Raw genomic sequence first — 12,970 nt, 5'->3', positions numbered from 1 at the left:
CTGACCACCAGCCGGGCGTTGCCGGCCGACGACGGCGGCGCGGAGCCGCCGGATGCCCCGGCCGATCCCGTGCCGGCCGAACCGAGCGGTGGCGGGACGCCGCCGCGGGGACCGGGTGCCGACGTGGTGGCCGGCCCGCACGCCACCGCTCCGGGCACCCCGCCCACCCGGCTCACCATCCTGATCGAGCGGGCCGCCTCCACCCTCGCCCTGAACCGGCTGATCCGCCGCGACGCCGAGGGGCTGGAACGGCAGATCCACCGCACCCTGCTCACCGCCCTGCTCAACCACTCCCGTCCGGTGGACGAGGTGGCGCTGCGGGCCAAGGCGCTCGGCGTGCCGCTGGACCGCCGGCACCTGGTCGGCGTGGTGGTCCGCTACCGGGCCGACGACCCGGCCGGGGAGGGCGGGGCGCCGGGCGTCGACGCCGAGCCGGAGGCCGGCCCGGCCCGGCTGCGGGATCTCGCGGAGGCGGTCGGCCAGGCGCTGCGGGAGGCCCGGCTCACCGCCCTGACCAGCGCCGTCGACGACCATGCGGTGGGCGCGCTGCTCGCGCTGCCCGATCCGGCCGCCGAGGAGAAGGCGCTCGCCGCGTTCGCCACGGCACTGCGTCGGGTACGCCTCGACGCCGCTCCGGCCCGCCCGCCGGCCCCCCGCTCCGCCCCGCCCGTAGGGCCGGCCGACGGATCGGCCCGGGCCCCGCTGGCCTCGGCCCGGGCCGTCAACGGGGTGGTCCGGCCGGGCCAGGTCCCTGCCGGTGCGCTCCGGGTGGCCGGTCCCGCAGCCGTGATCGTCGCGGCCGGGTCCGGGGTGGGCAGCCTGCGGGAGGCGAGACGGTCGCTGGTCGAGGCGCGGCAGATCGCCGAGGCGGCCCGCCGGGACCGGCGGGATCTGCCGATCTTCCGGCTGCCGCACGTCGGGCTCGCCGGGCTGCTGCACCTGCTGCGGGACGAGCCGCGGTTGCAGACCTTCGTCGAGCGGGAACTCGGCGCGCTGCTGACCTACGACGCCCAGCACCCCCGCGAGCAGCTGCTCGACACCCTGCGGGCGTACCTGGAGCAGGGCCGGAACAAGTCGGCGGCGGCGGCAGCGGCGCACCTGTCCCGGCCGGCGTTCTACGAGCGGCTGGCCCGCATCGGCCGGATCCTCGACGTGGATCTCGACTCGGTCGAGGTCTGCCTCTCCCTGCACGTCGCCCTGGTCGCGCTGGACGCCGTGCGGGTGCCGTAGCCGTCGGTCAGCCGTGGCGGGCCGACCCGGACAGGAGGGCGCGGGCGACCGTCAGGCCAGCGCCGCCAGCGCCTTGGCGTACGCCGGGGGGACGAAGGTGGGGCCGGCGGGGGTGAAGACGTCGGAGGCGGCCGCCGCCGACCACGCCGTGTCCGGCAGCGCGTCCACCAGGGCGCGCACCACCGGGGCGTCGCGCCACTGCTCCTGCTGGGCGAGCAGGCTCAGCGCCACCACCGACTCCTCCACCTCGCCGACGCACTCGAACGGCTTGTGCCCGTCGATGCCGAGCAGCTCCCGGTAGCCGGGGATCTGGGTGGTGTCGGCGAGCAGGTCACCGCCGAAGATGCGGGTGATCCGCTCCCGGGTCATGAACGGCGCCATGGCCAGGAAGACGAACCGGCACTTGGGGCAGTCCCGGCACCATCGTTCGCTCGCGTCGCGCAGCTTGAACGCGGCGTTGCAGCTGGTCACCACCGGGTCGTACCGGTCGATCTCGGCGAAGAGCCGGGCGATGTGCAGCTCGGACAGCGACCGCAGCAGGGAGAAGTACGGTTCGGTGAGCCCGGCGTGCTCCGCCAGGGCCGCCCGCAGCAGCCCCTCCGCCTCGACGCCCTTGGACCACTGGTGGTTGATCTCGTGGCCGTGCCAGACCAGGTTCGGGTCGGACGCCGAGCGCTCGTTGGACATCACCACCGGGCCGAGCCCGTGCAGCACGGCGGTGGCGACCGCGATCAGCGAGTTGATCGCGGTGACCGGGATGTGCCCGTTGAGCGCGCCGGCCGCGTTGAGGTCGAACAGCACCGGGTCGATCCGGCGCCGGGCTGCGAGGGGCACCAGGTCGGACGCCTGGTTGACCGAGACGATGACGTGGTTGGGGTTGACCGAGAAGGGCACCGGGTCGAAGCCGGCCCGGCGCAGCGCCTCCAGGCTGACGATGGAGTCCTTGCCGCCGCCGACGGCGGAGAGCGGGCGGCGGTCCGAGCCGTCGTACACCCGGGGTGGGCTGACCTCGCCGGCCGGCACCTCCGGGCGCAGCTCCAGCACGTGCGGCAGCTGGTTGCGGTACGCGTACTCGGCGAGGCCCTTGGTGTAGACGGCGGTGACCAGCTCGACGGCGGCGGCGCCCAGCGGCGCCGGCAGCACCAGCCGGCGCGGCGCGGCGGCCTTGTAGTAGCTGACCCCGGCGACGACGTGCAGCAGTTCGAGGACCCGGGAGAGGCTGGCCGCGGTCTCGTCGGAGATCGGCTCGGCCGGCAGCGGGAGGGTGATCGCCTCGGTGAACCGCTGCTCGCCGTCCGGCCCCGTGAGGGCGTAGTCGAACAACGCCTCGCCGGTGGCGAAGTCGATCGAGTAGGACGGGAAGGTGAAGGCGTCCATCCGCCGGAGCTGCTCGTTGGGCACACGCCATACTAGGCCCTGGTTCGTCCGGCCGTGTCCGGCTGTGTCGGACCGCGCCCGCCGACCGCCCGTCGCAACCCCCGAGGAGAGCCTGTGCGCCTGTCTGATCTGCGCGGACGTCATGTCGCCGTCTGGGGTGCCGGTCGGGAGGGCCGGGCCGCGGTGACCGCGATCGCCGCGCACGGCCCGGCCGGCCTGGTCGCCGTCGACGACAGCACGAACTTCCTCAGCCTGCCCTGGGAGGGGCCGGTCGCCGCCGCCGCGCCGCTGGTGACCGGGGAGGAGGGTTTCGCCCGGCTGGCCGCCGCCGACGTGGTGGTCCGGTCGCCGGGGGTGCCGAGCGTCCATCCGTGGATGGTCGAGCTGCGCCGCCGGGCCGTCCCCGTCACCCAGGGCAGTGCGCTCTGGATGGCCGACCACGGGGACCGGACGGTGGGGGTCACCGGCAGCAAGGGCAAGAGCACCACGTCCAGCCTGATCAGCCACCTGCTCACCGCGATGGACCGGCCGAACGTCTTCGGCGGCAACATCGGCGTGCCGCTGCTGGACCTGCCCGAGGCGCCGCTGTACGTGCTGGAGCTGTCCAGCTACCAGTGCGCCGACCTGACCGAGTCGCCCCGGGTGGCGGTGGTCACCGCCCTGTTCCCCGAGCACCTCGACGCGCACGGCGGCGAGCGGGAGTACTACCGGGACAAGCTCAACCTGATCGCGCACGGCCCGCACACGGTGGTGGTCAACGGCGCCGATCCGCGGCTCGCCCTGGAGCTGGGCGACCGGGCCGCGGTGCGGGCCGGCCTGCCGAGCGCCACCCACGTCGCCTCCGGCCCGGACGGTGCCCCCTGGTTCCACCTGCGGGACACGCCGCTCTTTCCGCGCGGGGTGCTGCCCCTGGTCGGCCGGCACAACGAGAGCAACCTCTGCGTGGCCCTGGCCGTGCTGGACGCGCTCGGCGTCGACGTGGTGGGCCGCAAGGACAGCCTGGCCGTGGCGGTCGCCGGGTTCCAGGGGCTGGCCCACCGGCTCACCGAGATCCCCGACCCGTCGGGGGTCACCTTCGTCGACGACACCCTGGCCACCAGCCCGTACGCGGCGATGCACGCGATCGACGCGTACGAGGGCCGGCCGCTGACGGTGATCGTCGGTGGCACCGACCGGGGCCTGGACTACACCCCGCTGCGCGACCACCTGGCCGAGCGGGAGATCACCGTGATCGGCATTCCGGACAGCGGCCCGCGGATCGTCGAGGCGCTCGCCGGGCTGTCGGGGGTGCGGACCGAACTCGCCGAGGACCTGGTGGCGGCGGTGGGGCTGTCCCGCAAGCTCACCCCGGCCGGCGGCGTGGTGCTGCTCTCCCCGGCCGCGCCGAGCTACGGCCGGTTCCGCAACTTCGAGCACCGGTCGGAGGTGTTCGCGCAGGCGGTCGCCGACACCGTTCGCTGAGGCCCGGGGCGGAGCTGGTGCCCGGCGCGGGCCGGGCACCGAACCCTCGGTCAGCGCCGCGGTGCGAGGGCGGCGACCAGGTCGGCCGCGTCGAGCGGGGTGACCCGCGCGGCGTCCAGGTCGGCCCGGTGCAGCGCGTACGCCTGCGCCCCGGCGGGGAGCGGGAGGTCGCCCCGCACCAGCGCGGCGAAGCGCGGCTCCGCGTCGGGCGGCACCCCGTCGGCCGGCCCCAGTGCGGCCAGCCGCGCCGCGAAGGACGCCGCCGACTCGCCGGTGGCACGGCGGTAGCCGGTGAGCACGCCGTCGCGGCCCCGGACCAGCACGGTGTCGGCCCGTCCGGCGGCGTGCCAGCAGGCCAGCTCCCACAGGCTCACCCGGCGCCCGGCGGCGAAGTGCTGGTCGGCGGCCACGGTGAGCCGCGCGAGGGTGCGCGAGTAGCGGGCCACCGAATGCTGGCCACCGGTGCCGCTCATGGTGGCGTCGATCCAGCGCAGGGTCCGGGAGCGGAGGTCCACCAGGAGCGGGGTGGCGATCTTGACCCGGCCGGTGAGGTCGAACCGCTGCTCGACCGCCTTCGGCTCAAACGGCGCCCCGTTGCCCGGGTCGCCCATGAACCCGGCGAAGGCGTCGGTCATCTCCTCGAACGGCACGTCGTTGTAGCTGAACACCACCATCGCCACGTATCGGATCCCGCGCCGGGTCAGGGCGGGGATGTCGAGGTCGACGAACTCGCTCGCGCCCAGCGGGGCCGGCGCCGAGGTCAGGTCTCCGGAGTGGACCGCCGCCGTCTCGCCGAATCGCAGCCGGGTGTAGTCGCACCAGCCGACGAAACCACCGTCGTCGGCGATCATCGCGACCGAGAGGTCCAGGTCGACGCGGGTGCCGGCCGGTTCGGTCCAGTGCAGGAAGAGTCGCACCCGCCGGCCGTCCGGCAGCGGTCGCGCGCTGCCGCGGGGCAGCCGGACCAGTGCGTCCGAGGCGGTCCGCTCGGCGAAGGGCGCCACCAGGTCGGCCAGCGCCGCGTCCAGCAGCGCCACCTCGACGCGGGGCAGCCGGGCCGCCCGGGCCCGCAGCTCCGTGACCAGCAGCTCCTCCAGATTGCCCCCGACGGCGGCGGGCAGCCGCGGCCGGCGGTCCGGCTCGGCCCAGAGCCGCGCGCGGCCCCCACGCGGGAAGAAGAGCCGGGTGCCGGCGGGCCAGCTCGCGGCGCGTACCGCACCGAGGGCGGCGATCAGCACGCCGGGTGACACGGTACGGGCGGCCGCGGCCACCGCTGCGGGCAGCCGCTCCGGATCGCCCCCGCGGGCCGCCAGCGCGACCGTGCGGCGCAGCAGCTCACCGGGCCGGCGAGCGAGCAGTTCGACGGCGGTGCCGACGTCGCCGTCGGCGAGGGCTGCCTCGACCCGGGCGGCCGGGGAGGCGGCGACCAGCCGCCCCGCCGCCGGCCGGACCAGCGGAGCGTACGCGGCCACCACCTCGGCGACCACCCGCCCGAGCCGGCTGTCCGGCGTCACCGTGGTACGGCGCAGCACGGCGAAGGCGGTGGCCGCCTGCGGGTGCCGGGCCGGCTGCTCGAACGGGTGCAGGTTCTCGGCGGCGGCGAGCCAGCGGTCCCGGTGCCGGGGCAGGTCCGCCAGCAGGGCGGGCAGGCCCAGCGCGTCCAGCCGGGCCAGCAGCGCCCGGCGCAGCGGCCGGGGCAGCGAGCCGCGCCGCTTCGGCGGCTCCACCAGCCCCGGGTCGCCGCCGTCGCGGACGGCGAGCAGCCGGAGCACGTCGGTGGCGGTGTCCACGTGGCGGCCCAGCAGGGCCGCGGCCCGGGCCGGGTCGACGGGCCCGGTGAGCAGCCGGTCCAGCAGCAGCGCCCGGGTCTCCCGGACCGGCACCTCGTCGGGCAGCCAGGTCGGCTCCGCCGGGCCGGCGTGGTCGATCAGGGCCAGCAGATCGCGCCGGTCGGCGGGGGAGAGCGGGGTACGCCGGGCCAGCAGCGCGCCGAGCGCGTGGTGCACCGCGTGGTCGACATCGTCGGCGAGTTCCAGCACCTCGGCCCGGCGGGGCAGGGGCAGGGTACGACCGCCGCTCGGCGGCGCGACGACCGGCAGGAAGGGCCCGTCGGTGATCCGACGGTGGCAGATCGGGCAGGCCGAGTAGCCCTCGTCCCAGCAGGCGACGCAGGTCAGGTGGGCGCAGGGCGACACCGGGTGGACGGTGCGGACCCGGCCGCAGAGCACGCAGGGCTGGTCCGGCTGCTGGAGGAGCAGCGTGAACATGCGCCGGACGTACAGCTCCTGCGTGTCGGCGGGCACCCGGCGCGGGAAGTCCTTGAACAGCGGGACGTGTGGAGCGTGCGCGCCGACCGCCGTCTCGAGGGTGGCCAGCAGGCCGTGGCCGACCGCGGCGAGCCGCTCGGCGGGCAGCGCGGCCAGCGCGGCGCGCAGCCGGCGGCCGATCAGCCAGCCGAGCGCGAGGACGTCCGCCTCCAGCGCGGTCACCCCTTCGGCGGTGCCGGCCGGCCGACGGCCGGCACGGCGGATCTTGCGCCCGCCGTGCAGCAGGCCGGGGGCGACCAGGCCGGCGCGGCGGACCAACGCCACGGCGACCGGGTGTACGCCGGAGGTCTTGGTCGGAACCGTCAGTCGCATCTTCACCCCCGTAGCGGAAGCGGCGAGGACGGAGATCGGGCGCGCTAGGTCTCTGCCAAAGGATTCGAGAAGGAAGCGCGCTCGGAGCCGCCCTCGCCGTGCCGGAAGGCTACCGGGGCCGGGCCGCCGGACGCAGCCCGGTTTCCGAGCCGCCCGGGGCAGCGGCGGGCATCGTCATCGGCTTACATTGGATCGCCTCGCCCGACGATCGGAGTGAACGTGTCGAGCATCCCGATGTTGGCCCGCCTCACCGTGGTGCTCGTCCTCGGCGGGCTCGGCGCCGGGGCGACCGGGTGGCTGGCCGGGTGGTGGCCCGGGGACGATCCGCGCGCCACCGTGGACCACTGCTACGTCACCTACGACCGGCAGGAGCAGCGGCACAGCCGGTGCGTCGGCAACTGGACCCGCGGCTCGCACGGCTACGCGGGGCCGGTCCACGGCGTCGCGGTGGGCGAGTCCTGGCAGGTCCTCACCGCCGAACCGAACTCGGCGTACGAGTGGGAGGTGGCCGTCCCCGACGGGGCGCGCCGACTGCGGGTGCTCGCCGACACCAACCAGGCGTGGGCGTTCTCCCCGGCCGCGGTGCGGTCCGCCCTGGTCCCGATGGCCGCCGGCGCGCTGCTCGTCGCCCTGGCCTGGGCGGTCGTCTCGGTGGTCACCGCCCGCCCGCGGTCCCGGGCGGTGGAGCCGGTCCCGCTGGACGACGTCCCGGCCGGCTGAGGACCGGTCCGGCCGGTCCCGCCGCAGGGGCAGTGAGCCCTTCCCGGGCGATGCCGACCCACGGGTCGGCCAGCGGCGGCCCGTTCGGAACTCAGCCGGCCGGCAGGACGGCGTGCAGGGCGCGCATCGACCGGATCGCCGAGCGGATCTCCTGGAGGTAGCGGCCCGGGGTCAGCGTCGGTTCCGGCACCCCGGCCAGCGCGGCCAGCCCCGGGTCGACGCCGACCGTGTCGATCCCGCAGCCGTACGGCACGGCGAGGGTGCGCAGCGCGTCGCAGTGCTGGAACGGCACGTAGATCTGCGCGGTCACCATCAGCACCGGATCGCCGGCCCGCAGCCGGACGTGCTCGGCCCAGAACCGCTGGGTGTCGGCGGTGTGCGCCCGGCGCCGGTCCGGCTCGCTGGACGGGGCGGCGAGGACGCGGACCGGGGGCCGGCCGGCCGGGCGGTAGGTGCGTGAGGACCACGCCCGGTGCGGGTGGTCCGCCTCCTCGCCGGTCTCCTCGCTCGGCGCGCTCACCCCGAACGCGGCCCGCACGCCCGCGTCGAGGGCGTCCACCTCGGTCACGCAGCCGCGTGTCCCGGCGTCGGCGAGCAGCCGCGACTCGGCCGGGGAGAGCGTCCGGCAGCTGCCCAGCACCGCCACCTCGCCGGAGACCTCCGCGACCGTACGCACCAGATGCGCGGCGTACGCGGTGCGCCGCAGGCAGGCGTGCGCCAGCCCGCCGAGCACCAGCAGGTGGGCGTACCGGGGCAGGGCCGGCGGGACGGCCCGGACCAGACCCAGCGCCGCCGCCGCGTCGAGCACCAGCCGGACCGTGGCCGGGTCGAAGGCCGGCTCGCGGGCCTCGGGGCGTTCCCGCCCCTGGCGGAAGTCCCAGTGCCGGGCGGAGAAGTCGTCCAGCGCGGCCAGCACCGCCGACAGGTCGCCGGCCGGCCACTCGCCGCCGAACCATCCGACCAGGCCGCGCAGCGGTGCGGACTCGACCCAGGCCCGTACCCCCGCCGCGAGCTGCCCGTCGGTCGTTCCCGCCGCGCCGGCCGGCAGCGCCACCTCCCTCGTCCGCACCCGGCGGATGCTACCGCCCGTCGGTAGCCGGACACCGGCCGTTGTGGATCGTGGCCAGCCCGGTCCACCCAGGCCGCCGTCGCCGCTGCTGTCCGGCCGGTCCGGCGGCGGGCGCTGCGGATCGAGTGGCTGACCGATCCGGCGGCCAGCGGAAAGGCGGGCAGGTGGCACGTCCGGCTCCGGAAACCGCATCCGGCGGTTGACGTCATGTCAGGTGGCGACGGGCTGTGCGCTACACAGTGACAGTTGTTCCGGTGTTCCGGGCGATGAGAGCGTGCGAGGACCAACCGCCGCTGAAGGGTGCGACGATGACTGCCGACGACCTGCTGGCCCGGCACCGGGCCGTGCTCCCGTCCTGGATGCCGCTCTACTACGCCGAACCGATCGAGCTGGTCTCCGGCTCCGGCCGCCGGGTGACCGACGCGCAGGGCCGCAGCTACCTGGACTTCTTCGGTGGCGTGCTGACCAACATGATCGGTTACGACATCCCGGAGATCCGGGAGGCGGTCGAGCGGCAGCTGCGGACCGGCATCGTGCACAGCTCCACGCTCTACCTGATCCGGCAGCAGGTGGAGTTGGCCGAGAAGATCGCTCGGGTCTCCGGCATCCCCGACGCGCGGGTCTTCTTCACCAACTCCGGCACCGAGGCGAACGAGGCGGCGCTGCTGGTCGCCACCAACTACCGCCGTTCGCACCAGATCCTGGCGGTGCGCAACAGCTACCACGGCCGGTCGTACGCGGCGATGGGCGTCACCGGCAACCGGAGCTGGTCGGCCAGCGCCCTCAACCCGCTGCAGGTGGCCTGGCTGCACTCCGGCGAGCGGCTGCGCGGCCTGCTGGCCCGGCTCGACGAGTCCGACCGGATCGACGCCGCGGTGGAGGACCTGCGGGAGGTGCTCGCCACCCAGACCTCCGGCGACGTCGCCTGCCTGATCGCCGAGCCGATCCAGGGCGTCGGCGGGTTCGTACACGGCCCGGACGGGCTCTTCGCGGGCTGGAAGAAGGTGCTCGACGAGCACGGCATCCTGCTGATCAGCGACGAGGTGCAGACCGGCTGGGGACGGACGGGCGAGCACTTCTGGGGCTACCAGGCGCACGGCGTCACCCCGGACCTGCTCACCTTCGCCAAGGGCATCGGCAACGGCTTCGCGCTGGCCGGCGTCGTCGGCCGGGCCGAGGTGCTGGAGTCGGTGCCGGCGATCAGCTTCTCCACCTTCGGTGGCAACCCGATCTCCACCGCGGCCGGCAACGCCGTCCTCGACTATCTGCTGGAGCACGACCTGCAGGCCAATGCCGAGCGGGTCGGCGCGATCCTCGGCGACGGCCTGCGCGCCGCGGTGGCCGACCTGGACTGCGTCGCCGAGGTACGCGGCAAGGGCCTCATGCTCGGCATCGAGTTCGTCCGCCCGGGCACCACCGAACCCGACTCGGCGCTCACCACCCGGGTCTTCGAGGCGTGCCGGGCCGGTGGCCTGCTGGTCGGCAAGGGCGGCCTCTACGGCAACGTGGTGCGGATGGGCCCGCCGCTGACGCTGACCGAGGACGAGGCCCGGGAGGGCCTGGCCATCCTGGTCGACGCCATCCGCTCCGGCGCGGACTCGGCGGTGGCGGCGTGAGCACCGCGGACAGCGCGACGGTCGTCGGGCACTTCATCGACGGCAAGCGGGTCGGCGGCGACTCCGAGCGGCGTGGCGACGTCTTCGACCCGGCCACCGGCCGGCGTACCGCGCTGGTCGAGCTGGCCTCCGCCTCGGACGTGGCGGGTGCGGTGGAGTCCGCCGAGCGGGCCGCGCGGGCCTGGCGGGACGCGTCGCTGTCGAAGCGGACGGCCGTGCTGTTCGCCTTCCGGGAGCTGGTCAACGCGCGGCGGGACCGGCTCGCCGAGGCGATCACCGCCGAGCACGGCAAGGTGCTGGCGGACGCCGCCGGCGAGGTGCAGCGCGGCATGGAGGTCATCGAGTACGCCTGCGGCATCCCGTCGGCGCTGCGCGGCGGGTTCAGCGAGAACGTCTCCACCGAGGTCGACTCGTACAGCCTGCGGCAGCCGCTGGGCGTGGTGGCGGTGATCTCGCCGTTCAACTTTCCGGCGATGGTGCCGCTCTGGTTCGTGCCGGTCGCCGTGGCCTGCGGCAACGCCGTGGTGCTCAAGCCCAGCGAGAAGGACCCGAGCGCGGCGCTGCTGCTGGCCGAGTGGTTCGCCGAGGCGGGCCTGCCCGCCGGGGTGCTCAACGTGGTCAACGGCGACAAGGAGGCGGTCGACGCGCTGCTCGACCACCCGGGGGTGAAGGCGGTGTCCTTCGTCGGCTCCACCCCGGTCGCCCGGTACGTGCACCAGCGCGCCTCGATGGCGGGCAAGCGGGTGCAGGCGCTGGGTGGGGCGAAGAACCACATGGTGGTGCTCCCCGACGCCGACCTGGACCTGGCCGCCGACGCGGCGGTCAACGCCGGTTTCGGCTCGGCGGGGGAGCGGTGCATGGCGATCTCCGCGCTGGTGGCGGTGGAGCCGGTCGCCGACGCGCTGGTCGCGAAGATCGCCGAGCGGATGGCCCGGCTGCGTACCGGCGACGGGCGGCGCGGCTGCGACATGGGCCCGCTGGTCACCGCCGCGCACGCCGAACGGGTCCGCTCCTACGTCGAGTCGGGCGTCGCGGCCGGCGCGATCCCGGTGGTGGACGGGCGGCAGGTCACCCCGGACGGGGACGCCGACGGTTTCTGGCTCGGCCCGACCCTCTTCGACCACGTCACCCCGGAGATGTCGATCTACACCGACGAGATCTTCGGCCCGGTGCTGAGCGTGGTCCGGGTCGGCTCGTACGACGAGGCGGTCGAGCTGGTCAACGCCAACCCGTACGGCAACGGCACGGCGATCTTCACCAACGACGGCGGGGCGGCCCGGCGGTACCAGCACGAGGTGGAGGTCGGCATGGTCGGCGTCAACGTGCCGATCCCGGTGCCGATGGCGTACTACTCGTTCGGCGGCTGGAAGGCGTCGCTCTTCGGCGACCTGCACGCGCACGGCGCCGACGGGGTCGCCTTCTACACCCGGGGCAAGGTGGTCACCAGCCGCTGGCTCGACCCGCGTCACGGCGGGGTCAACCTCGGCTTCCCCACCCAGTCCTGAGCAGCCGCAGCACGCCCGCCCCGGCCAGGTACGCCACCAGCGCCGGGGCGGGCAGCCCCAGCGGTTCGGGCGTGGTCTTGCCGGTCATGCTGTTCACCAGCAGCCCGGTGGCCACGCCCGCGTACCCGATCGCCACCAGGGCGGTCCGGACCGGGCCACCGGCGCTCGCCCTGCCGTGCCGGCGGGTGCGGGCCTCGATCGGGCCGAACACGGCGACCAGACCGGCCAGCACCACCGCCAGGGCGAGCAGCCAGGGCACCCGCCACGCCCACCAGGCCGCCGAGCCGACCTGCGGGGTGGGCAGTACGCCCAGGGCGTTCAGCAGGCTGACCAGCAGGACGGCGGCGGTCAGGTGCCAGAGGAAGACGGTCAGCACCACGGCGTTCACCGCGATCACCGCCTGCCAGGGGCCGCTGCGGTGCAGCCACCGCCGGGCGGGGTTCTGCAGCAGCAGGATCAGCCCGAGCTGCGCGGTGGCCGCCGCGAGCAGCGCCACGCTCGGCGGGGCGGTGTTGTTCAGGCGCTCGCCCGGCACGTTCAGCATCGCCACCGGATACGGTCCGACGCGGGTCAACAGCACCAGCGCGACCAGCCCGGTCAGCAGCAGCGCCGCCCCGGCGCGCCGCGAGGTGGGCAGCCGCCGCCGGCGCAGGCCGGGACGGTCCGCGACGCGCTGATCCGGCTCCGCCGGGCTCCGACGCCGGGCGTCGTACCAGGCGAAGCCGAGCTGGTGGATGGCCAGCCAGCCGAAGAGGTAGTTCCCGGTGGCCAGGCCGGCCGGGCCGAGGATCCGGCCCACATCGCCGAGCGCGACCAGCCCGACCAGCACCAGTGGTGCGACCAGTCCGACGCGGCGGTGCAGCGCGTACATGGCCGGGGTCAGCGGGACCATCACCAGGTAGGCGACGAGGAACCAGAGCGGGATGGTGGCGAACCAGACCACCGTGCGGATCTCGGCGGGGTCGGCGCCGCTCAGCCAGGCGATCGCCCCGCCGAGCGCGAGGATCACCAGCAGCGCGGTGGTCGGTCGGATCAGCCGGCTGCTGCGGTCGATCAACCAGCCGGTGGCGTATCGGCCGCGGGACCGCCAGGCGGTCAGCGCGGCGGCGTTGGCGTATCCACCGACCAGGAAGAAGACCGGCATCACCTGGGCCACCCAGGTCACCGGCCAGGCCCAGGGGAGATCGCCCAGCGCGGAGTGCCCGGTGGGCCGGTCGGCGCGGTCGTACCCGATCACGGTGATGGCCCAGTGGCCGAGGACGACCATGGTGATGGCGAGGGCCCGCAGCAGATCGGCGTAGCGCTCCCGCCCGGCCGGCGTGCGCTCGGCGAGCTGCCGCAGGCGGCGCATGG

8 protein-coding genes and 1 pseudogene are annotated in these 12,970 nt (G+C 75.3%); 5 read left to right on the top strand and 4 right to left on the bottom strand.

Annotated features, from left to right (window positions below):
• Positions 1-156: 156 nt before the first annotated feature.
• A pseudogene (locus ABZ570_RS03095) lies at positions 157-1,230 on the top strand (helix-turn-helix domain-containing protein); the annotation flags it as partial.
• A gap of 51 nt (positions 1,231-1,281) precedes the next feature.
• On the opposite strand, the gene ABZ570_RS03090 reads toward ABZ570_RS03095, so the two are convergent.
• Entirely contained in the window at positions 1,282-2,631 is a 1,350-nt protein-coding gene (locus ABZ570_RS03090; RefSeq protein ID WP_358056159.1) for a hypothetical protein, read from the bottom strand.
• A 90-nt stretch (positions 2,632-2,721) separates the two neighbouring features.
• Here ABZ570_RS03090 and murD point away from each other — a divergent pair, with 90 nt between their 5' ends.
• Positions 2,722-4,068, top strand: coding sequence for a UDP-N-acetylmuramoyl-L-alanine--D-glutamate ligase (gene murD / locus ABZ570_RS03085; protein WP_358056157.1), 1,347 nt, complete (start codon positions 2,722-2,724; stop codon positions 4,066-4,068).
• A gap of 50 nt (positions 4,069-4,118) precedes the next feature.
• Here the strand turns inward: murD and ABZ570_RS03080 are convergent, their stop codons facing one another.
• Positions 4,119-6,707 carry an MXAN_6230/SCO0854 family RING domain-containing protein gene (locus ABZ570_RS03080; RefSeq protein WP_358056155.1) on the bottom strand — a complete coding sequence of 863 codons (2,589 nt, stop codon included), beginning with the start codon at positions 6,705-6,707 and terminating at the stop codon, positions 4,119-4,121.
• Positions 6,708-6,926: 219 nt separating this feature from the next.
• Between ABZ570_RS03080 and ABZ570_RS03075 the strand changes: the two genes are divergently transcribed.
• The gene (locus tag ABZ570_RS03075) at positions 6,927-7,427 is read left to right on the top strand and encodes a hypothetical protein (RefSeq protein ID WP_358056153.1); all 501 of its coding nucleotides are present in this window, start codon (positions 6,927-6,929) and stop codon (positions 7,425-7,427) included.
• A gap of 91 nt (positions 7,428-7,518) precedes the next feature.
• On the opposite strand, the gene ABZ570_RS03070 is transcribed toward ABZ570_RS03075, so the two are convergent.
• Complete coding sequence (locus ABZ570_RS03070) at positions 7,519-8,496, bottom strand: hypothetical protein (RefSeq protein WP_358056151.1); 978 nt, start codon at positions 8,494-8,496, stop codon at positions 7,519-7,521.
• A 308-nt stretch (positions 8,497-8,804) separates the two neighbouring features.
• On the opposite strand from ABZ570_RS03070, the gene ABZ570_RS03065 reads away from it, so the two are divergent.
• Together ABZ570_RS03065 and ABZ570_RS03060 are read left to right on the top strand one after the other, a co-directional pair.
• Positions 8,805-10,112, top strand: a complete 1,308-nt coding sequence (locus tag ABZ570_RS03065) for an aspartate aminotransferase family protein (protein ID WP_358056149.1) — start codon at positions 8,805-8,807, stop codon at positions 10,110-10,112.
• Entirely contained in the window at positions 10,109-11,617 is a 1,509-nt protein-coding gene (locus ABZ570_RS03060) for a CoA-acylating methylmalonate-semialdehyde dehydrogenase (RefSeq protein ID WP_358056147.1), read from the top strand. The genes ABZ570_RS03065 and ABZ570_RS03060 overlap by 4 nt, the downstream gene beginning before the upstream one ends.
• On the opposite strand, the gene ABZ570_RS03055 is transcribed toward ABZ570_RS03060, so the two are convergent.
• Entirely contained in the window at positions 11,589-12,968 is a 1,380-nt protein-coding gene (locus ABZ570_RS03055; protein ID WP_358056145.1) for an acyltransferase, read from the bottom strand. The two genes, ABZ570_RS03060 and ABZ570_RS03055, sit on opposite strands and share 29 nt — an antisense overlap.
• Between the last annotated feature and the right edge of the window lie 2 nt (positions 12,969-12,970).

The sequence above is a fragment of the Micromonospora sp. NPDC007271 genome, assembly GCF_040634005.1.
Taxonomy (GTDB): Bacteria; Actinomycetota; Actinomycetes; order Mycobacteriales; family Micromonosporaceae; genus Micromonospora.
Note: the sequence above shows the minus strand (reverse complement) of the source record. Positions and strands in the feature narration are given on the sequence as shown.

Excerpts from the sequence above, each read along its gene's own strand:
- ABZ570_RS03080 (WP_358056155.1), bottom strand. The coding sequence starts at position 6,707 with ATGCGACTGACGGTTCCGACCAAGACCTCCGGCGTACACCCGGTCGCC.
- ABZ570_RS03055 (WP_358056145.1), bottom strand. The coding sequence starts at position 12,968 with ATGCGCCGCCTGCGGCAGCTCGCCGAGCGCACGCCGGCCGGGCGGGAG.
- ABZ570_RS03065 (WP_358056149.1), top strand. The coding sequence starts at position 8,805 with ATGACTGCCGACGACCTGCTGGCCCGGCACCGGGCCGTGCTCCCGTCC.